The organism is Stenotrophomonas aracearum (assembly GCF_031834615.1).
Taxonomy (GTDB): Bacteria; Pseudomonadota; Gammaproteobacteria; order Xanthomonadales; family Xanthomonadaceae; genus Stenotrophomonas; species Stenotrophomonas aracearum.
The window spans coordinates 3118453-3139934 of the sequence record NZ_CP115543.1; the positions used below are offsets into that span (position 1 = coordinate 3118453).

The window sequence follows — 21482 nt, forward strand, 5'->3', positions numbered from 1 at the left end:
ATCTGACGCAATCGGCCCGATCAAGACGGGATGGTAAACGGTTCTGTCCGGCGCAGGGCCTGGCGCAACGTAGTGGCGCTGACCGGTTTGCGCAGCAGGTCGCCGCCACCCGCCGCGAGGACCCGGCCGGCGAGCCCGGGGCGGGCCTGCCCGCACATCGCCAGCACCGGCGTGTCCGGGTGCGTGGCACGCAGCAGGCCCAGCAGGTCGACGCCGTCCAGGCCAGGCAGGTCGGTGTCGACCAGCACCGCGTCGAATCCGCCGCCGGTCAGTTCGGTCAGCGCTGACAGCGCATTGGTCGCGTGCACGGCCTGCATGCCCTGGGCGCCCAGCAGCGCGCAACCGGCGACGGCGGCAGCGCGATCGTCATCCACCAGCAGCACCCGGCCGGCGGCCGTATCCCCGCCGCCCCCCTCGTGCCCTGCCACGGCCGGCATCGGCAGGCTTACCTGCACGCGCCACTGCCTGCCTTCGGCCGCGTGCACGCGCAGCGCACCACCCAGCGCGCCGGCCAGCCGCTCGGCGGCGGCAAGCGCGGCGCACAGCGCGTCCGCCGACGGTGTCGGCATGACCGCCGCGCGCCCGCCACGCGGCGCCACGCGGCCGGCGGCATCGAACGCCAGCAGCAGGCCGTCGCGTCCCAGCCGCCAGGCCACCTGCAGCACCACCCGCCCTGCCCCGGTCCGCCGGCCGAGGGTGCGCCCCACGGTATCCATCAGCTGGGCCAGCCGCTGTGGGTCGCCGTGCGCGCGCGCGCCCGCCTCCACGTGCAGGCACAGCGCCAGCGCGGTGCCGCGCCGGCAGGAGGCCACCACCTGCCGCGCGAGCCACTGCCGGTGCACGGCCACCACGTCGAAATCGATCGGTTGCAGCGGCGCGCAGCCGGCCTCGAGGCGGGCTTCATCCAGCGCCGCGTCGACCCGTGCCAGCAGGGCCTGGCCACCGGCCCGGATCTGCTCCAGCGAACGTCGCTGCGCGGCATGCAGCGGCGAGGCCAGCAGCAGCTCGCTCATGCCCAGCACCCCGGTCAGCGGGGTTCGGATTTCATGCCCGAGCGTGGCCAGGTAATGCGCCTTGGCCTGCGCCGAACGCAGGGTCAGGGCCAGACGTTGGCTGGACGCATCCGCGCGCCGGCCGCGCGCGACCCGGCGCAGTGCCGCCCAGGCGCCGACGCCGACCAGCAGCACGCCGGCGCCCACCCGTGCCCCTTCCAGCACCGGGTGGTACCAGCCGCTGCGTTCGACCTGCAGCAGCAGCGCCTGCGTTGACGACCAACTGCCATCGGCCAGCCGCGCCTGGAACTCCAGGCGATGCTCGCCCGGTGGCACCCGCGCAAAACCGCGGGTGCCACTGCGGCCCACCCGGATCCATTCGCGATCCAGTCCGCACACGCGGAACCGGTACTGCTGGCGCGCATGCACGGGCGCCCCCAGCAGGCGCACGCTTACCTGCAGGTCGCGGTCGCCGGGACGCAGCGGGATCACCGCCGCAGGCGGCAGCGTCTGCAGTGCGCCGTCGCGATACAGCTGTACCCGCTCGACCACCAGCGCCGGCTCGCTGCGACGGGCCGCCAGGCCCATCGGGTCGAAGCGCGTCGCGCGGCCGTGGCGGTCCACCGCCAGCATCTGCGTACCGGCAGGTTGCAGTTGCGCGTTGATCACCGCATCGGGCACGCCTTCGCTGCGCGTGTACAGCCGCACCAGGCCTTCGCGCGGGCGCAGCCGCAGCAGGCCGCGCGCACTGCTGGCCCACACCGCGCCGTGCGCGTCGGCGGCCAGCGATACCAGGCGCACTGCGGGCAGCCCCTGGCGGGCATCCACCTGCACGCCGGGTCGGGCCACGCCGTCCTGGATCTGATAGCGACTCACCCGCTCGGGGCTGGCCACCCACAGCGTCGCGGCATCGACGCCATGCAGGGCGGTAACGTCCCCTTCCACACCCGGTACCGGATGGAAGCGCCCTGCGTGCCAGCGGGCCAGGCCATGTCGTCCGCCCCACCACAAGCCAGCGCCCCCATCGCAGTGCAGCGCCAGGGGACCGCTCGGCGGCGCCTTCTCCAGCGCGTTCCAGCGCCAGCGTTGCGGGGCGGCACCGTCGGGCGGATGTCGTTCAATGATGGCGGCATCGAGCCGCCAACGACTGCCGTCCGCACAGGCCAGCTGCACCGGAGACCGGTCCGGGTCCAACAGCACGCCGCTCGCCGCAGGCGCCCCTGCAGGCATCGGGTCGATCGGCTGGAAGTGTTGCCAGTGGGGCGGCAGGCGCCAGACGCCCAGATGCCTGCCCAACAACCAGACGCTGCCATGGCGGTCCTCCATCGCCGTGCGGAACTGCGGCCGGTCCGGGCTGCCCAGCGGCGCCACCGCGACCTCCGGCACGGGTTCCGCGCCGGGCCGCCATACCTGCGCGTCGTCGCCCAGCCACGGCCCACCGCGACGGGACAGGCCCAGCGCGCGGGTGCCGGTACTGGCATCCACCGGATCCAGCCGGCCCGCGCGGGTCCAGCGCCACGGACCCGCTGCACTGCCCACCCAGAGGTCGCCTTCGGCATCCACCAGCAACGCACTGACCGGTGCGTCCGCCAACACCGCAGGGGCGGAAATGAAGCGACCCTCGCGCCAGCGCACCAGGCCGCGCGGCGTGCCGACCCAGAGCGTGCCATCGGCGGTCAGTGCCAGGTGGTCCACGCGCCGGTCGGGAAGACCATCGCCCCGCAGCGCGGGCAGGAACTGGCGCAGGCGTTGGTCCGGTCCCAGGCGGAACAGGCCGGCGTCGCGGCTGCCGAACCACACCGCACCTTCGGGCGTGGGCAGCAGCACGCCGATCGCCGCGTTGGCCAATGCCGGGTAACGCGTACGGTCGAAATGGACGATGTGGCTGCGGTCGGCCGACATCCGCATCAGCTGTCCGTGGGCCGTGCCGATCCACAGCTGGTCGTCGCTGTCGACCGCGATCGAGAGCAGCTGGTTGTCCGACAGGCCCTGCTCCCGGCGCCAGATCCGGAATCGCTCACCGTCGAACCGGGCCAGGCCATCGTCGGTTGCGAACCACAGATAGCCGACGCGGTCTTCCACCACCTGGTGCACCGCGTTGGACGGCAACCCGTCGGCGGTGGTGAAGCGCACGGCATTGGGCGGTGCCGCGCGCGCAACGCCGGCACACAGCAGGACGGCCAGCAGCACGGCCACGCAGCGCAGGCGCGAATGCATCGCCTCGATCACGCCGCCTCCAGCGCTGCTGCCAACCGCGTACCGGTCAGCGGCAGCCGCGCGAACCGCTCGAAACCGCCAGCCCGTGCATCGCGCTCGGCGCAGGCGTCGGCGCGCGCGGTCAGCGCCATCCGCCGCACCCCCGGCCACAGCCAGGGCAAGCGCGCACTGAGCCGCCCGCCCGCGACCAGCAGGTCCGGATCGGCCACGATCAGATCCCACGGTCCGGGGTCCACATCGTGCACCCAGGCATCCGCGTTGCGCACACCCACCACCTTGTGGCCCTGCGCGCGCAGCATCGCGCAGACCACCTCCACGGTCTCGGCCTCGTCCGGCGACAGCATCAGCATGATCCGCAACGGGGTTGCCGGAGCAGGCGCGCAGGCGGTAGCCGCCACTGTCGCGCCCGGCGGAAGCGGGTGCCAGGGGAGCAGCAACTGGAACTGCGTGCCCCGCCCGCGCTGGCTGTCCACCACCAGGCTGCCGCCCATGGCCTGGGCCAGTTCCCGGCTGATGGCCAGGCCCAGGCCGCTGCCGCCATGGCATGCCCCGGTCGCCGGCGCGTCCACCTGGCTGAAGCGCTGGAACAGCCGCTGCAGCTGCGCCGGGGTCATGCCCGGTCCGGTATCGGACACGCACAGCAGCACCCCATTGCCATCCGGTGCCGGCCGCGCGGCCAGGCGCACCTGTCCGTGCGCGGTGAACTTCAGTGCATTGCCGAGCAGGTTCAACAGGATCTGGCGAAGACGCTGCACGTCGCCGAGATAGCGGGTGTCCGGGTCCAGCGCACTGCTCCAGTGCAGGGCCAGCGCCTTGCGCCGCGCCACCGGCAGCAGCAGGGCGTGCAGCTCGCGGATCAGCTCGGCCAGCACGAACGGAACAGGCTGCAACTGCAGGCGGCCGGACTCGATGCCGGCCAGGTCCAGTGCATCATCCATCAGCTGCAGCAGATGATGTCCCGCCTGTTGCAGGCTGCCGACCTGCTCGCGTTGCAGGGGCGATAACGGTGACTGCAGCAGCAGCTCGCTCCAGCCGAGCACGGGCGTCAGCGGCGCGCGCACCTGGCTGCCAAGCTCGGCCAGGAAACGGCTGCGCTGCAGCGAGTCCTGTTCTGCGCGCTGCTCGCGCGCACGCGCCTGGCGTCGGCGCGCGCGTTGCCGTTGCCGCTGTTGATGCAGGCGCGACAGCCCGACCGCCACCAGGCAGATGGCGATGCCGGCGACGCTGCGCCCCACGGTTGTTTCCCACCAGCGCGGCACCACCCGCAACGGCAACTGGCGTACGCTCGACCAGGGTCCGCCGGCGTGGCGGGCCTGCACCAGCAGGGTATGGTCGCCGGCCGGCAGACGGGTAAACAGGCGCTGCGCCACCGGTCCGGTGTCGACCCAGCCCGGGTCCTGGCCGAGCAGGCGGAAGCGGTAGTGGATGCGGTCCGGGTCGCCGCGGCCCAGCAGGCGGACCGCCACGCGCACGTTGCGGTCGGCGGTCCCCAGGATCACCGGCTGCATCGACACCGGTACCTGGATGATCCGGCCATGGCGGCGCCGGCTCATCGCGTCGAATACCAGTACCGGGGGCGACACCGGCGTGCGCAGCGCGCGCGGGTCGAAGGCCAGCAGCCCGCCTTCGCGCATGCCCGCCACGACCGCGCCCGCACCGGTGCGCAGCAGGCGATGCGACAGCACTTCCTGCACCGGCAGGCCCTGCGCGGTGCCGAGCACCGTCACCTCACCCGGGCCCGGGTCGACCCGCACCAGTCCACGCGCCGCGCCGGCCCACGCCACGCCGTTGCCGCCCACCACCAGCGCTTCGGCGCGCAGCTGCGGGTAGCCTTCTGCAGGGCCAAGCCGGCGCAGGCGCTGCAGCCTTCCGTGCACGCGGCGGTACTGTTCCAGCGCGGCATCGCGGCTGATCCACAGCGTGCCATCGTCGGCCTCGGCGAGCGCCAGGCTTGCGCCCACGCCGTCTCCCGGTACCGGTTCAAAACGTTCGCGGGAGGGCGACCAGCGCATCGCACCGGCCGGATCGGTGGCCCACAGTTCGCCGTCGCGCGTGCACAGCAACTGGCGCAGCGGCAGGTCGTTCGCCAGACCCACCGCCTGCGGCGCGAGGTGACGCAGCCGCTCACCGCCTGGCGACCACTGCTGGATCGCCTGTGGGTGGGCCAGCCACACCTGCTCCTGCGCGCACACCTGCAGCGACAGCGCACCTTGCGGCGCGTGCAGGCCGAGTGGCCATGTCCGACGCTGTCCCTGCTGCGGGTCGTAGCGCAGCAGACGGTCCGCACTGGCCAGCCAGACCCGGCCACGCGCGTCCTCATCCAGGCCGACCGGCAGCGCGGTCACCCCGGCGTGCGGGTACGCACCGACATCGCGGCCGTGGCCGGTACGCAGGTCCAGGTGCTGCAGGCGCCCGCGGCTGCCGGCCACCCAGGCGTGGTGCGGACCCGACGCCGCCAGGGCCAGCGCGTAGTGACTGCCGATGCCCGGTGTGCCGTCGGCGACAGCGGGCAATGCGGTGAACTGCCGCCAGCGCCCCGACAGCCACCACAGCCCGTGGCGTTCGCTGACCCACCACAGGTCGCCGCCACGGTCTTCCCAGGCCTGGCGGATCACCACCGGACCCGGTGCGGCGCCCGGCGGCAGTACCAGCGACACCGGCAGCACGCGGCCGGCGTCGCGCCGTTGCAGGCCGCGTTCGCCGTGCTGCCACAGGGTTCCATCGGTACTGCGCAGCACGCTGCGGTCGCCGGGCTCGAGGCGGCGCGCTCGGGTGGCCGCCCCGACCGCCCAGCTGCCCCGCGCCGTGGTCACTTCGATGCCACCCTGCGGATCAGCCCACAGTGACTTGATCGGCGCTGCAGCGGAACCCGGCAGGGCGACGCGCGCGAAATGCGCACCCTGCCAGCGCCACAACGCCGCAGGCTGGGCGGCCCACAGCGTGCCGGTACTGTCGCGCACCAGCGCGATCACCGTCGCACCCGGCAGCGGGTAACGCTGCCATTGCCCATCGCGTGGAGACAGCGCATGGAGCTGCTGGTCGCTGCCGATGGCCCAGACCCGGCCATCGCCGCTGCTGCTGACCTGCCGCAGATGGCCCTGCCGCAGCGCAAGCGGGGCCGATGCCGACATCCGCTGGAAGCCGCTGCGATCACTGCCCATCATCACCAGCCCCTGGTTGGCGGTGCCGAGCCACAACCGGTCGCGCGCGTCGACGTGGATCGCGCGCAGGTCCACGTCCGGCAGGCCTTCCTCGCGCCGCCACTGGCGGAAGCGCTGTCCGTCGAATCGCATCAGGCCATCGCTGCCGGCCAGCCACAGGTAGCCGGAGGCATCCTCTGCGATGGCCCGCACCTGGGGATCGTGAAGCCCGTCGGGAATGCCAAGCAGGCGTGGCGCCGGAATCTGCACCACGGTCGGGTTGCCCGCCACCGGCCAGGCAAGCAGGCAGGCCAACAGCACCACGATGGCCCGGGCATGCAGGGTTGCGCGCGGAAGCGTCACCGTTCAGCGCAGCGTGATCGTTCTCATTGCTGCAACGGTAGAGCGTTCATCGGCCGCGCGCAGCGCCGGACCTGTAACGGCGTCACACTCGGGCGAATCAAGTTTTGAATGGATTTCGCGTTTTCAAATTGCGTTGCCTATGGCGAGATCGTCGCATCCGGCGTTCCGCGACGCTTCGCGCAGGCCTGGGCGATCGCCGAGACCAGCAGGTCGCCGGTCACCGGCTTGCGCAGGAAGCCGTCGAAGCCGGCCGCCAACACCTGCTGTTCGGCGTACGCATCCGAGCGCGCAGTCACCGCGATCAACGGCAGCGCGTAGCCCATCGCCCGTAGCTGCCCGGCAATGGCGATGCCGTCCAGCGCGGGCAGGTCGAGATCGAGCAGGCCTACGTCGAAACGACCGGCGGCCACTTCCGACAACGCGGCCAGGCCGTGCAACGCGTGCACGACCGCGTGGCCGCGCGCGCGCAGCAGGCCGGCGATCACCTCGGCCACGGTCGCGTCGTCCTCCACCAGCAGGATCCGCAGCGGCGGCAGGACCACCGGGCTGCCATCGGGGACCGCCGGCGATCCTGCGCCAGGGCGCTGGCACCACGGCAGCGGCAGGTGCACGGAGAAGCGCGCGCCCTGTCCGGGCTGGCTGTCGATCTCGATCCGGCCGCCCATCGCCACCGCCAGTTCCTGGCAGATCGCAAGACCCAGGCCGCTGCCGCCATAGCGCGAGGCCGTCCGCGGACCGTCGGCCTGTTCGAAACGATGGAACAGGCGTTCCTGCTGGTCGCGGTTGATGCCCGGGCCGGTGTCGGAGACCTCGAAGACGACGCCATTGCCGTGTTCGACCAGCTCGATGCCAAGCCCGACATGGCCGTGTTCGGTGAACTTGATCGCGTTGCCGAGCAGGTTCATCAGGATCTGGCGGACGCGCATCTCGTCGCCACTGAGCTGGACCGCGCCCGGCAGGGTGAAGCTGCGTTCGTAGGCCAGCCCCCGGTGGTGCGCCATCGGCTCCATCAACGCATCGACCTGGGCCAGCATCGAAACCAGGTCGAACGGCCGGATGTCCAGCTCCAGGCGCCCCGCTTCAATGCGCGCCAGGTCGAGCGCGTCGTTGACCAGCCGCAGCAGGTGGGCGCCGGCATGCTGGATCGAGGCCGCATACCCGCGCTGCAGTTCGTCCAGCGGCGTCGCCAGCAGCAGCTCGCTCATGCCCAGCACGCCGGTCATGGGCGTACGGACCTCATGGCCCAGCGTGGCCAGGAAGCGGCTCTTGGCCTGCGAGGCCTGCTCGGCGATCTGCTGCTTGTGTACGGTCAGCTGCCATTGCTGGCGCCGGCGCAGGCGCGCGCGGGCGAAGGCGGCCACCGCGGCCACCAGCAGCAGCCCCAGCATGACGTAGCCCAGGATCGCCCAGCTGCTGCGCCACCACGGCGGCTGCACGCGCACACTGATGGTGCGCGACGACGTCCAGTCGCCATGCGGCGTGGCCGCCTGCACGTCGATGGCGTACTCGCCGGAAGGCAATCGCGACAGCAGGCGTTCGCCGTCAGCGTTCTGCATCACCCAGTTCTGGTCATACCCGGACACGCGGTAGCGGTAGCGGTTGCCCATCGGGCTCGCATAGGACAGCAGCCGCGCGGAGATGATCAGGTCGCGGTCGTCAGGGCCGAGCAGCAGCGGCGCGTTGACCGGCAGCGACTGCTGGCCCTCGGCGTCGTCGCGGCGCACCTGGATGTTGTCGATGACCAGCTGCGAGGGAGGCAGCGCCAGGTCCGGTGCGTTCGGGTCGAACGCCACCAGCCCGGTGGCGGTCACCGCCAGCACGCGACCGTCGGTCCCCATCACCGGTGGGCGCCCACTGAACTCGATGTCCGGCAGGCCGTCGCGCTCGCCATACACGCGCAGCCGGCGCTCGCGCGGATGCCAGCTCACCAGGCCGCGCGGCGTGGTCGCCCAGACCTGTCCGTCCCGGCCCAACGCCAGGCCGCCGATCGACACCGGCGGCATGCCCTGGCCGGCGCCGACGCGCTCGCGCAGGGTCATGGACAGGCCATCCCAGCGGTAGCGCTCCAGGCCGCCCTTGCGCGCCAGCCAGGCTTCGTCCGGGCTGATCCAGACCATGTCATGGATGTTCCCCGGGGCGACGCCCGGGACCCGTTGGAAGCGATCGTCCTGCCAGCGCAGCAGCCCCATTTCCCCCAGGTCGCCCATGATCCAGAGCTGGCCGCGCGGATCGAACAGCATCTGTTCCACCGGCACGTCGACCAGGCCGCGGTCGGCGTCGACGCGGATCTCGTCGAGCAGCGTGCCGTCAGCGGCGCGGCGTTGCACGCCGAGGTTGGTGATCGCCAGCCACACCTCGCCATCCGGGGCCTGGCGGATCAGCTCGATGCGCTGGCGCACGTCGGTACCGCTGCCGATCTTCCACTCACGCAACTGGCCGCTGCGCGGCTGGTACAGCCCCAGCCGCCCGGCGCGGCCCAGCCAGAGCGCGCCGTCAGCACGGGGCAGCACCGAGCGCACCGCACCCACGCCGAGCTGCTTTTCAGCTGCGATCTGGCGCAGGTGTCCGCCCGCGTCGAGCAGGTACACGCCGTGCGCGCCGGCAATGTAATAGTCGTTGCCGGCCGCGGCGGCGCTGAGCAGGTAGGCGCTGTCCAGCGGCTTGCCGTCGAGCTGGTACCACGTGGAGAAGCGCTTCCAGTCCGGCGGCAGGTAGGCCAGTCCCTGGGTCAGCATGGCGAACCACAGCCCGCCTTCATGGTCCTGCAGCATGTCCAGCACGCCGCTGCGCTCGGTGAGGAAGCCGCTGCCGGCATCGCCGGCGAGCAGGCGCACGCGGTGCTCGTCGCCGCGGTACAGGCCGTCGGCGGTGCCGAGCCAGTAGCCGCCGTTGCGGTCGTGCACGACCGACGCGGCGCGCACGTCGGCGCTGGGCGTCCAGGGCGCCGGGCGCACGCTGTCGTCGCTGCCGATGCGGAACAGGCCGCCCTGGGTGCCGGCCCACACGGTGCCGTCGCGGTCGCGGGTCAGGCGGAACACGCTCTTGTCGCCCAGCACGTCCGCGGCGATGCGGGTGAACCCGGTGCCGTTCCAGCGCGCGACGCCGCTGCCAGTGCCGACCCAGACCCGCCCCTGCGGGTCGGACAGCATGCTGTAGATGGTGTCGCTGGGCAGGCTGTCCGGATCGGCGGGGTCGGCGCGGTACCGCACCAGGCTGCCGTCTTCGTCGCGGCGGCAGATGCCATGCGCGTTGGTGCCTATCCACAATGCCTTGCCGGCATAGGCGAGCGACCAGAACTGCCCCTCGCACAGAACGCTGATGTCGGGGAACTGCTCGAAGTGCTTGCGGTCCGGTCCCAGCATGCTCAGGCCGCCGCCATTGCTGCCGACCCAGACGCGGTCCAGCGGATCGACCAGCAACGTTTCGATTTCATTGCTGGGCAGCGAGCCGGGATCATCCGGCTCATTGCGCCATACCCGCAGGCCGACCCCGTCGACCCGCGCCAGGCCATCGTCGGTGGCCGCCCAGATATAGCCCTGGCGGTCCTGGGCGAGCGCCAGCACCATGCGCGACGGCATGCCTTCGGCGGCACCGAAGCGGCGCATGCGCGGTGTTTCTGCCGATGTCCCTGCGGCCCACAACGCCGACGGTACGGCACATGCGGCCAGTACCAGCAGCACGATGCCTGCCCGCCAACCGCGCGCGCTCAACGCCATCGAGTTCTCCCTGTAGGCGGCGATTGTCACACAGCGGGCGGTACTGCGCGCCTGGGGGCGCCACGATCTGTTGCAGCCATGGAGCTGCCGGGCATCACGGGGCAGCGCGTATGATCGGCCCAGCCCTGAACGGAGCCGGCCGTGATCCATCGCCTGACCCTTGCCCTGCTACTGTGCGCGACCCCGTGGGTAGCGTCCGCCGCGCCCGAGACCTACCGGCTCGACCCGGTGCACACGCGGGTGCTGTTCGCGGTGGAGCATGCGGGCTTCTCGCAGGCGCTGGGTACGGTGTCCGGCAGTGAGGGCACGCTGGCGTTCGACCCGGACGACTGGCGCAGCGCGACGCTGTCGGTCAGCGTGCCGTTGCAGCGCCTGGACCTGGGCGACGACAAATGGAACACGGCGGCGCTGGCGCGCAACCTGCTGGATGCAGAGCGGTTTCCCGAGGCACGCTTCGTGTCGAACCGCATTGAACCGGTCGATCCTACGCATGCCCGGGTGATCGGCGAGCTGACCCTGCATGGGGTGACCCGCGAGGTCACGCTGGAGGTGACGCTCAATGCGGTCAAGCGCCACCCGATGCCGCCGTTCCGCCGCACGGCGGGCTTCTCGGCGACGACCACGCTCAGCCGCAGTGCGTTTGGCGTGGATGCGTGGCCATCGATGATCGGCGATGAGGTGCAGCTGCGGATCGAGGCGGAAGCGGTACGTGATCGTTCGGCCGCCGATCCGCAGGACACACCGTCCGTCGAAGAGCCGGGAACTCCGGCGCCGACCGATGACTCGGACACTTCACCTTCGCCAGCCGGGACGCGCTCGCCATGACCATCCGAAACACCTCCGACCGCTGGGGCAACGTCAGCCAGGGCCTGCATTGGCTGATCGCGCTGTTGATCCTGCTGCTGGGCATCGTCGGGCTGACCATGGGCGAGCTGCCGCGTACGCCGAAGTATTTCTGGGTATACACGGCGCACAAGTCGCTGGGCATCACGGTGCTGGCGCTGGTGGCGCTGCGGCTGGGCTGGCGCGTCTACGCCGGTGCGCCGGAACCGGTGCCGGGTACGCCGAGCTGGCAGGAGCGGATCGCGTCGGCCACGCATTGGCTGCTGTATGTGCTGATGTTCGCGCTGCCGCTGTCGGGCTGGATCTACGATTCGGCCAGCGGGCTGCGCCCGTTTCGCTGGTTCGGGCTGGTGGAGATGCCCAAGGTGGTGGCGCCGAACCCGGGCGCGGCCGAGATTTCGCATGCGATCCACGAGTGGGGCTTCTGGCTGCTGATCGCGGTCGTGGTCGCGCACGCGGGCGCGGCGCTGTACCACCATCTGTTCCAACGCGATGCCACGCTGGCGCGCATGCTGCCGCAGGGCTGGCTCACCTCCCCCCAGAAGGATTGACGATGACCATCAAGCTCACCTCTCCCGCCGCCGTAGCCGCTGCGCTGGCCGGCCTCATGGCCACTGCGCCGGTGCTGGCCGCCGACTATGAGCAGGCGCCGGGCGCCGGTTCGCACCTGGCGTTCGCCACCAAGTACGACGGCGAGACCTTTACGGGCAGCTTTCCGGGCTTTTCGACCCGGCTGAGCTTCGACCCGGCGAATCCGGCCGCGGGCTCGCTGGACGTGACCATTCCGCTGGCCGGGGCAAAGAGCGGCAACAGCGACCGTGATTCGACCCTGCAGGGGGCGGAATTCTTCAACGTGGCCAAGTTCGCCGAGGCGCGTTACACCGCCAAGGGCTTCACCAAGGTTGCCGAGGGCAAGTACGAAGCCAAGGGCACGCTGGAGCTGCGCGGGGTGAGCAAGCCGGTGACCCTGAGCTTCGAGTGGAAGCCGGGCGCGAATCCGGTGCTGACTGGCAAGGCTACGGTCAAGCGCCTCGACTTCGGTGTGGGCGAAGGTGATTGGAAGGACACCAAGACCATTCCGAACGAGACTGCGATCAGTACGGTGGTGAAGTTCCAGGCGAAGTAACCCCTGATGCGTAGTGCCGGCCGCCGGCCGGCTCCTCGCATGACCCGGGACCCCGTGGAGCCGGCCGGCGGCCGGCACTACGCGGTGAAGGCTGCCACTTTCTCCGTATCGAATGGCCAGTCCAGCTCACGGCCTTTCGCATCTCTGAGTACCGGGACCCGGACCCCATATTGGGATTCGAGGTCCGCGTCATCATCAATGAACACAGTCTCCAGCCCCCTGACCCGGGCCTGGGCCAGTACGGCCAGGGCCTGGTCGCAGAGGTGGCAGTCGTCGCGCTGGTAAAGAATGAACATTTGGCTCCAGATCGTCGGAAAATGCTGCGCCGCAGCCAGGCCGCGCGCCGGGGACAGCATAGAATAGCGCTCCATCCGATACCCGCAGTTTGGCAATCATGGCTGTCAGCACGTTCGACGTTTTCAAGATCGGCATTGGCCCGAGCTCCTCGCACACCGTAGGGCCGATGAAGGCTGCCGAACGCTTCGTGCACCGCTGGCTGCTGGACCCGGGCTGCCTGCAGGACGTGGTGCGCATCCGTGCGGATGTGTACGGTTCGCTGGCCCTGACCGGGCGCGGCCACGGGACCGACAAGGCGGTGCTGCTGGGCCTGGAGGGCCAGCGTCCGAACATGATCGATCCGGACATCATTCCCGATACGCTGGAACGCATCCGCAGCACCAAGCGGATCCGGCTGATGGGTACCCATGAGATCGCCTTCGACGAGAAGCGCGAGCTGGGCCTGAACAAGCGCCAGAAGCTGCCGTACCACACCAATGGCATGCGCTTCACTGCGTACGACGCGCAGGAGCAGGTGATCGCCACGCGTGATTATTACTCGGTGGGCGGTGGCTTCGTGGTCAACCAGGACGATGCTGCCGACGACCGCATCGTGCCGGATGAGACCCCGCTGCCCTACCCGTTCAAGAGCGGCGACGAGCTGCTGGCGCAGACCGCGCGCAGCGGGCTGAGCATCGCGCAGCTGATGTTCGAGAATGAGAAGTGCTGGCGCAGCGAAGACGAGATCCGCGAGCAGCTGCGCGAGATCTGGAACGCCATGCAGGCCTGCGTGACCCGTGGCATCCGCCAGGAAGGTACGTTGCCGGGTGGGCTCCATGTGTCGCGGCGCGCGCCGGCGCTGTACCGCGAGCTGTCGTCCAAGCCGGAAGCGGCGATGCGCGACCCGCTGACCACGCTGGACTGGGTGAATCTGTACGCATTGGCGGTGAACGAGGAAAACGCGGCCGGTGGTCGCGTGGTGACCGCGCCGACCAATGGAGCGGCCGGGGTGCTGCCGGCGGTGCTGCATTATTTCGACCGGTTCTGCCCGGGCGCGAACGAACAGCGCGTGTTCGATTTCCTGCTGACCTCGGCGGCGATCGGCATCCTGTACAAGGAGAACGCGTCGATTTCGGGCGCGGAAGTGGGCTGCCAGGGCGAGGTGGGCGTGGCCTGTTCGATGGCAGCCGGTGGGCTGGTCGCGGCGTTGGGAGGCAACCCCAGCCAGATCGAGAATGCGGCCGAGATCGGCATGGAGCACAACCTGGGCCTGACCTGCGACCCGATCGGCGGGCTGGTGCAGATTCCGTGCATCGAGCGCAATGCAATGGGTGCGGTGAAGGCGATCAATGCGTCGCGCATGGCGATGCGTGGTGACGGCAAGCACAAGGTGTCGCTGGACAAGGTCATCAAGACCATGCGCGACACCGGCCGCGACATGCAGGACAAGTACAAGGAAACCAGCCGCGGTGGGCTGGCGGTGAACGTCATCGAATGCTGATGTAATGCGCGGGCGGTTATGCTCCAGTCTCCCCCACTGGAGACCGCCATGCGCATCCTGGCTGCCACCCTGCTTGCCTGCCTGCCCCTGACTTCGTTCGCTGCCGAGACCTACGACGAACGCCTGCAGGGATTCGATTACGGCTGGCCGGTCAATACCTTCCGCTTCGAGTCGCAGCGCCAGCCGCTGGAAATGGCCTATCTGGACGTGGCGCCAACGGGCGCCGCGATGGCCGGCACGGTGGTGCTGCTGCATGGCAAGAATTTCTGCGCCGGTACCTGGCGCGACGCGATCACGGCGCTGAGCGCAGCCGGTTACCGGGTGATCGCGCCGGACCAGGTGGGCTTCTGCAAGTCCAGCAAGCCGGAGCGGTACCAGTATTCGTTCGGGCAGTTGGCAGCCAATACCGAAGCGTTGCTGGCCCATTTGAATCTCGACAGCACCCAGGTGAACCTGGTCGGCCACTCCATGGGCGGCATGCTGGCCGCGCGATTCGCGCTGATGTATCCGCAGCAGCTGCGCACGCTGGCGCTGGTCAATCCGATCGGGCTGGAAGACTGGAAGGCCAAGGGCGTGCCGTGGCGCAGCGTGGATGCCTGGTATGCCAACGAGTTGAAGACCAGCTTCGACAGCATCAGGAAGTACCAGCTGGACGTGTACTACGGCGGCGACTGGACCCCGGAATACGAACACTGGGCGCGCATGCAGGCCGGCATGTACGCCGGTACCGGCAAGCAGGCGGTGGCGTGGAGCCAGGCGCTGACCTCGGACATGGTGTTCAACCAGCCGGTGGTGTACGAACTGCCGAACCTGCGCGTGCCGACGACCCTGTTCATCGGGCAGAAGGACCGCACGGCGATCGGACGCGACCTGGCGCCGCCGGCATTGAAGGCCACACTGGGCGACTACCCCGCGCTGGGCAAGGCCGCTGCAGCCGCGATTCCCGGTGCGACGCTGGTGACCTTCGACGACCTGGGACATTCGCCGCAGGTGCAGGATCCGAAGCGGTTCAATGCGACGTTGTTGAAGGCGCTCAGATAACGGGGGTCGGGTGGGTAGAGCCACGCCCTGCGTGGCTCTACCGGGCTCGGGTGATGGTCAGCACATCGTCGAGAAGCGCGGCCGCGGTGATGTCCGCGCCTGCACCGGGCCCCTGGATCAACAACGGTTGGGCGTTGTAACGGTCGCTGTGGATGGCGACGCGGTTGTCGGTCTGGGCGCCGCCGGCCAGGGGATGGTCGCGCGGGATGATGCGCAGGCCGACCGTGGCACCCTCGGCATCGAAGCCGCCGATGAAACGCAGGCAACCGCCCTGCTCGCGTGCCTGTTCCCATTGCGCGTGCAACGGCGCGTCGAGCAACGACAGCTGCTCGATTGCAGCAGCCGTCGGCAACGCGGCCAAGGCGGCAGGCACGAGCGACGTGACCTGCACCTGCTCGGCGCGCAGCGCGATGCCGCTGGCGCGGGCCAGGATCAGCAGCTTGCGGCGCACGTCTTCGCCGGACAGGTCCACGCGCGGATCCGGTTCGGTGTAACCCGCCGCCGCGGCCTCGCGCACCCAGTCCGAGAACGGACGCTGGCCGTCGTAATGGTGGAACAGCCACGCCAGCGAACCGGACAGCACGCCTTCGACCCGATGGATGCGGTCGCCGCCGGCGACCAGCCCACGCAGGCTGCTCAACAGCGGCAGGCCGGCGCCCACGGTGGCGCTGTCGCCGTAATGGGCGCCGCCGCCCTGGCCGCTGTCGGTGATCGCCTGGGCGCGGGCCAGCTGTGCGCCCTGCCCCAGCTTGTTGGCGGTGACCACGTGCACGCCACGCGCCAGCCACTGTTCATGCCAGTTGGCCACGTCATCGCTGGCGGTGGCGTCGACCACCACGTCGCCGCGCTGCAGGCCTTCGGCTTCGGCCCAGGGCTGCAGCACCGGTACGTCGCGTGCCGCGTCGTTGGCGTGCTGCAGGGCCTGCGCCGGCTGCTGCCCGCAGGCGCGTGCGGTGCGTGAGTTGGCCAGCCAGGAGAACTGCGGCAGGTCGATGCCGCGCGACTGCAGCGACTGGTAGCGCTGTACAAACGCGGTCCCCACGGTCCCGGTTCCCAGCAACGCCAGGCGGCGCGACGCCGGCCGTGCGAACGGCAGCACCGCGCTCATGCATCCACCCGTTTGCGTTCGGCCAGCTGCACCTGGCGGTCGATCACCGCCTGGGCACGTTCCAGCCCGGCCTGCAGGTCGGCCACCAGGTCTTCGGAGGCTTCGATGCCCACCGACAGGCGCAGCAGCCCTTCGCTGATGCCGGCATGCGCGCGCGCTTCGGCGGTCATGGCTGCATGGGTCATGGTGGCCGGGTGCGCGACCAGGCTTTCCACGCCGCCCAGCGACTCGGCCAGGGTGAAGCAGCGCAGTCCGTCGACAAAGGCACGTACCGCCGCGTGCGGGTCGTCGCCGGGGCACGAGGCCAGTTCGAACGACAGCATCGCGCCGAAACCGCTCTGCTGGCGCGCGGCGATCGCATGGCCCGGGTGGTCGGCCAGTCCCGGGTAATAGACCTGCGCGACGGCGTCACTGGCCGCCAGCAGCTGCACGATGTCGGCAGTGTTCTCCTGGTGCGCGCGCAGGCGCGCGCCCAGCGTGCGCAGGCCGCGCAGGGTCAGGAACGCGTCGAACGGCGAACCGGTCAGGCCGAGCGCATTGGCCCACCACACCAACTGCTCGTGCAACGCCGGGTCACGCGCGATCACCGCGCCCCCCACTACGTCGCTGTGGCCGTTGATGTACTTGGTGGTGGAGTGCAGCACCACGTCGGCGCCGAAGGCAATCGGCTGCTGCAGCGCCGGCGAGAGGAAGGTGTTGTCGACCACCACCTTGGCGCCCGCGCGGTGCGCGGCGTCGATCACGAAGCGCAGGTCGGTGATGCGCAGCAGCGGGTTGGACGGGGTTTCCACCAGCACCAGGGTCGGCGACTGCGCCAGCGCCTCGGCCAGCGAACGCGGATCGGTCAGGTCGGCGGTGACCAGGGTGAAGTGGCCCTTCTTCGCCAGTGCGTTGAACAGGCGCCAGCTGCCGCCGTAGGCGTCGTGCGGCACCACCAGGGTATCGCCCGGCTGCAGCAGCGCATTGAGCACCAGGTTGATCGCGCCCATGCCGGTGGAGGTGATGACGCCGCCGGCGCCGCCTTCCAGTTCGGCCAGCGCTTCGCCGAGCAGGTCGCGGGTGGGGTTGCCGCTGCGCGTGTAGTCGTACTGGCGCTTGTTGCCGAAGCCGTCGAAGCTGAAATTCGACGACAGCACGATCGGCGGGGTCACCGCCCCGTGCGCGGTATCGCGGTCGATCCCGGCGCGCACGGCGGCGGTGACACGGCTACAGGACGGTTCGGAACCGGCGGACTGGCTCATGCGTTTTCTCCCGGGGTACGAAATGCAGTGGCGAGGATCGCGTCGATGCGATCGGTTTCTTTGAGGAAGGCGTCGTGGCCATACGGCGAGCGCAGTACGCGCAGGCTGCCGCGCGGGCCCAGTCCCTCGACCAGGCCGACCAGGTCGGCCAGCGGCACCAGGCGGTCGCCCTCCACGGCGACCACCACGGTCGGCACGCCGATCGCGGCGGGGTCGACGCGGTGCAGGTCGATGGACTCGGACAGGCGCAGGTAGGCCTCCACCGGCGTGCGCGCGACGTACTGCGCACCGGCGGCGTCCAGGTAATCTTCGGCAGCCACGCGCACCCGGCCATTGACCACTTCCGGCGGCGCGTCGAAGCGCTCACCGAACTCTTCCGGGGTGCGGTAGCTGAGCATGGCGAACTGCCGCGCCAGCGCGAGGCCATGGTGCTCGGCGCACTGCAGCTGACCGAGGGCAACCGCGCGACGCTGCAGCGCGCGCCAGGCGGCGGCATACGGATGCGGGCGGTGCGCGCCGCTCACCGCGACCAGGCGGGCCAGGCGCTGCGGGTGGCGCACCGCGAACTGCTGCCCCACCAGCGCACCGTAGGAATAGCCGACGAAGCTCTGCAGCCGGGCAATGCCAAGATGATCCAGCAACAACGCCAGCGCGTCGGCCTGGTCGGCAGTGTCGATCGGCAGGTCGAGCGCACCGTCGGCGCCGATGAAGTCGAAGGCCAGCACCTGGCGCACGGCCGGATCCAGCGTGCGGCCCGCCGCGACCAGGCCTTCGGCCCAGCCCTTCTCGGGGAACTCGGCATTGGCGGCCACGTGGCGATGCGCGGAGATGCCACCGGCCAGCACCACCACCGGCGCGCCGGCGCGGCCGACCAGTTCGTAGCGCAGGCGCACCGGACGTGCACCGCCGTGGCGCATCGACAGCACCGCGGCGATCTCGCCGCGCACGGCGCTGCGCCCGGCATCGACCGGAATGCTCAGGGGGGCGAAGGATTCGGTGGCAACAGCAGCGGTGGCGAAACTCATGGCGGTATCCCGAGGAGGAAAACGGCCATCGAGCTTTCGCGGAGCTCGCGTTCGAAGCGCACGGTGCGTGCACGGTTCGAACCATCTTTCGGTGGACGCCACGGTCCCCGCAGGATTTGGCACCTACGCAGGTCGCTTGCGCGCCTGCGGGCTGCCCCGGCTTCAAAGGGCCTGTCCCTCTGCCGGTCTCGATGGTGGAGCCACGATGCCAGCCCTTTCGGCCGATGTCAATCCTTTCATCCGCATGAAGCGATATTGCATTTCCTCATGTAGAGTCCGCCGACCTTTCCGTGAAGATCGAACATGCGCCGGATCCTGCTGCTGCCGCTGCTGTTGTGCCCGCTGGTGACCGTTGCAGCCGGCGCCAGCCCGGCGGCCAGCTGGCGCACGGGTTGGGGCCTGGTGCCCACGGCCGATGCGACGGCGCAGGGAACGGTAGCCGGCCCGGTGGCCTCGCTGACGCTGGAGGGCGGCGCCCCGCAGTGGCAGGCCCGGGTCGAAAACCACCTGGCCGGCCCGGTCCAGGTGGCCCTGCGCCCGGGCGCCGGTGCCCCCGCGCTGCCCGGCCTGCCCCTGCAGACCGTGCTGCCAAGCTCGGCCAACAGGGTGGTGGCCCGGCTGCAGCTGCCTCCGGACGCCCAGCGGCTGGACCTGCTGCTCGACGCCGTGCCCGGCGACCCGTCCGCACGGCCGCAGGACGTGGCCTACCGGTTGCCGTTCGATGCCAGGCGCTTTCAGGTCACCCAGGCGCCGCAGGGCCGTTTCAGCCATGGCGACGCCGAAAACCGCGACGCGGTGGACTTCGCCCTGCCCGAAGGCACGCCGGTACTGGCCGCCCGCGCCGGCAAGGTGATGCAGGTCCAGGGCAATTTCAGCGGCAACGGCCAGGACCCGCTGCGCGACCGTGAGCGCGCCAACTTCATCCGGATCCTGCACGAAGACGGCAGCATGGCGGTGTACGCCCACCTGCGCGAGAACGGGGTGCTGGTGCGCAGCGGCCAGCGGGTGGAGGCCGGCCAGCGCATCGGCGTGTCCGGCAACACCGGCTTCAGTACCGCCCCGCACCTGCATTTCGTGGTCCAGGCCAATGTCGGCATGCAGCTGCGCTCGATCCCGGCCCGGATCGTGGCCCCACAGGGCGAGCTGCACTTCGCCCGTGAACAGGGCGATGCCGGCCAGGCGGCCACGCCCTGACCCGCCGAGGCGGGCAGCCCGGTATACTGATGGGCTTGTCTCTTTGAATAGCGCCCCGGGCGGGCGCGTGCCGCCATGTCCGAAGTCGCCACCGAAGCTGCGCGCCGCCGCACCTTTGCCATCATCTCCCACCCTGACGCCGGCAAGACCACGCTGACCGAAAAGCTGCTGCTGTTCGGCGGTGCGATCCAGATGGCCGGCTCGGTGAAGGGCCGCAAGGCCGCCCGCCACGCCACCTCCGACTGGATGGCGCTGGAAAAGGAACGCGGCATCTCGGTCACCTCGTCGGTGATGCAGTTCCCGTACGAAGGCAAGATCGTCAACCTGCTCGACACCCCCGGCCACGCCGACTTCGGCGAGGACACCTACCGCGTGCTGACCGCGGTGGACTCGGCGCTGATGGTGATCGACGTGGCCAAGGGCGTGGAAGAGCGCACCATCAAGCTGATGGAAGTGTGCCGCCTGCGCGACACCCCGATCATGACCTTCATCAACAAGCTCGACCGCGAAGGCAAGGAGCCGATCGACCTGCTCGACGAGGTGGAAAGCGTGCTCGGCATCCAGTGTGCGCCGGTGACCTGGCCGATCGGCATGGGCCAGCGCCTGAAGGGCGTGGTGCACCTGATCTCCGGCGAAGTGCACCTGTACGAGCAGGGCCGCAACTTCACCCGACAGGACTCGACCATCTTCCCGTCGATCGACTCGCCGGGGCTGGCCGAGAAGATCGGCGAGCGCATGCTGGCCGACCTGCGCGACGAACTGGAACTGGTGCAGGGCGCCAGCCATCCGTTCGACCTGGAGGCCTACCGCGCCGGCAAGCAGACCCCGGTGTTCTTCGGCTCGGGCGTGAACAACTTCGGCGTGCAGCCGCTGCTGGACTTCTTCGTCGAGCACGCGCCGCCGCCGCAGCCGCGCGAAACCACCGGGCGGGTGATCGCGCCGCAGGAAAACAAGCTGACCGGCTTCGTGTTCAAGATCCAGGCCAACATGGACCCGCAGCACCGCGACCGCGTGGCCTTCATGCGGGTCTGCTCGGGCCGTTTCACCGCCGGCATGAAGACCTTCCACGTGCGCAGCGGCAAGGACATGAAGCTGGCCAATGCGCTGACCTTCATGGCCAGCGACCGTGAGATCGCGGCCGAAGCGTGGCCGGGCGATGTGATCGGCATCCACAACCACGGCACCATCTCCATCGGCGACACCTTCACCGAAGGCGAAGCGGTGAGCTTCACCGGCATTCCGAACTTCGCGCCGGAGCTGTTCCGCCGCGCGCGCCTGCGCGACCCGCTCAAGCTCAAGCAGCTGCAGAAGGGCCTGGCCCAGCTGTCCGAGGAAGGCGCCACCCAGTTCTTCCGCCCGCTGATGAGCAACGACCTGATCCTGGGCGCGGTCGGCGTGCTGCAGTTCGACGTGGCGGCGTACCGGCTCAAGGACGAGTACGGCGTGGAAGCGGTGTTCGAGCCGGTCAGCGTGACCACGGCGCGCTGGGTGACCTGCAGCAACGAGAAGAAGCTGGAAGAGTTCCGCGAGAAGAACGCGAACAACCTCAGCATCGACGCGGCCGGCCACCTGGTCTACCTGGCCCCGACCCGGGTCAACCTGCAGCTGGCCCAGGAGCGCGCGCCGGACGTGCGCTTCGCCGCCACCCGCGAGGCGGCGCACAGCATTTCGGTCGGCTGACCGGGTGCACCGGCGGTGG

At 70.2% G+C, this 21482-nt stretch carries 14 protein-coding genes and 1 riboswitch; of the genes, 7 read left to right on the forward strand and 7 right to left on the reverse strand.

Annotated features, from left to right (window positions below; translation table 11 throughout):
* Positions 1-20 precede the first annotated feature (20 nt).
* The 3 genes from PDM28_RS14230 to PDM28_RS14240 form a co-directional block, all read right to left on the reverse strand.
* Positions 21-3221: a hybrid sensor histidine kinase/response regulator gene (locus PDM28_RS14230; RefSeq protein ID WP_311182527.1), complete on the reverse strand. Its 3201-nt coding sequence runs from the start codon at positions 3219-3221 to the stop codon at positions 21-23.
* Complete coding sequence (locus PDM28_RS14235) at positions 3218-6712, reverse strand: ATP-binding protein (RefSeq protein WP_311182528.1); 3495 nt, start codon at positions 6710-6712, stop codon at positions 3218-3220. The genes PDM28_RS14230 and PDM28_RS14235 overlap by 4 nt, the downstream gene beginning before the upstream one ends.
* Positions 6713-6849: 137 nt before the next feature.
* A complete protein-coding gene (locus PDM28_RS14240) occupies positions 6850-10428 on the reverse strand; it encodes a hybrid sensor histidine kinase/response regulator (RefSeq protein ID WP_311182529.1) in 3579 nt (1192 codons plus the stop codon).
* 141 nt (positions 10429-10569) lie between these two features.
* On the opposite strand from PDM28_RS14240, the gene PDM28_RS14245 reads away from it, so the two are divergent.
* The 3 genes from PDM28_RS14245 to PDM28_RS14255 are packed head-to-tail and all read left to right on the forward strand — an operon-like array spanning position 10570 to position 12397.
* A complete protein-coding gene (locus PDM28_RS14245; protein ID WP_311182530.1) occupies positions 10570-11253 on the forward strand; it encodes a YceI family protein in 684 nt (227 codons plus the stop codon).
* Entirely contained in the window at positions 11250-11822 is a 573-nt protein-coding gene (locus PDM28_RS14250) for a cytochrome b (RefSeq protein WP_311182532.1), read from the forward strand. The genes PDM28_RS14245 and PDM28_RS14250 overlap by 4 nt, the downstream gene beginning before the upstream one ends.
* A gap of 2 nt (positions 11823-11824) precedes the next feature.
* The gene (locus tag PDM28_RS14255; protein ID WP_311182533.1) at positions 11825-12397 is read left to right on the forward strand and encodes a YceI family protein; all 573 of its coding nucleotides are present in this window, start codon (positions 11825-11827) and stop codon (positions 12395-12397) included.
* 77 nt (positions 12398-12474) lie between these two features.
* Here the strand turns inward: PDM28_RS14255 and PDM28_RS14260 are convergent, their stop codons facing one another.
* Entirely contained in the window at positions 12475-12693 is a 219-nt protein-coding gene (locus PDM28_RS14260; protein WP_311184700.1) for a glutaredoxin family protein, read from the reverse strand.
* A gap of 98 nt (positions 12694-12791) precedes the next feature.
* Here PDM28_RS14260 and PDM28_RS14265 point away from each other — a divergent pair, with 98 nt between their 5' ends.
* Positions 12792-14174, forward strand: a complete 1383-nt coding sequence (locus tag PDM28_RS14265; protein WP_311182535.1) for an L-serine ammonia-lyase — start codon at positions 12792-12794, stop codon at positions 14172-14174.
* A 48-nt stretch (positions 14175-14222) separates the two neighbouring features.
* Positions 14223-15215: an alpha/beta fold hydrolase gene (locus PDM28_RS14270; protein ID WP_311182537.1), complete on the forward strand. Its 993-nt coding sequence runs from the start codon at positions 14223-14225 to the stop codon at positions 15213-15215.
* Between the two features lie 37 nt (positions 15216-15252).
* Here the strand turns inward: PDM28_RS14270 and PDM28_RS14275 are convergent, their stop codons facing one another.
* The 3 genes from PDM28_RS14275 to metX are packed head-to-tail and all read right to left on the reverse strand — an operon-like array spanning position 15253 to position 18589.
* Positions 15253-16323: a homoserine dehydrogenase family protein gene (locus PDM28_RS14275; RefSeq protein WP_311182538.1), complete on the reverse strand. Its 1071-nt coding sequence runs from the start codon at positions 16321-16323 to the stop codon at positions 15253-15255.
* Positions 16320-17564, reverse strand: a complete 1245-nt coding sequence (locus PDM28_RS14280) for an O-succinylhomoserine (thiol)-lyase (RefSeq protein ID WP_102945379.1) — start codon at positions 17562-17564, stop codon at positions 16320-16322. The genes PDM28_RS14275 and PDM28_RS14280 overlap by 4 nt, the downstream gene beginning before the upstream one ends.
* Entirely contained in the window at positions 17561-18589 is a 1029-nt protein-coding gene (gene metX / locus PDM28_RS14285) for a homoserine O-succinyltransferase MetX (RefSeq protein WP_311182539.1), read from the reverse strand. Before metX ends, PDM28_RS14280 begins: the two co-directional genes overlap by 4 nt.
* A 78-nt stretch (positions 18590-18667) precedes the next feature.
* A riboswitch (SAM riboswitch) is annotated at positions 18668-18787 on the reverse strand.
* A gap of 105 nt (positions 18788-18892) precedes the next feature.
* Between metX and PDM28_RS14290 the strand changes: the two genes are divergently transcribed.
* Positions 18893-19783 (forward strand): M23 family metallopeptidase, encoded by an 891-nt coding sequence (locus tag PDM28_RS14290; RefSeq protein WP_311182541.1) that lies wholly within the window; start codon positions 18893-18895, stop codon positions 19781-19783.
* Positions 19784-19858: 75 nt separating this feature from the next.
* Complete coding sequence (locus tag PDM28_RS14295) at positions 19859-21463, forward strand: peptide chain release factor 3 (protein WP_070209206.1); 1605 nt, start codon at positions 19859-19861, stop codon at positions 21461-21463.
* Positions 21464-21482: the final 19 nt, after the last annotated feature.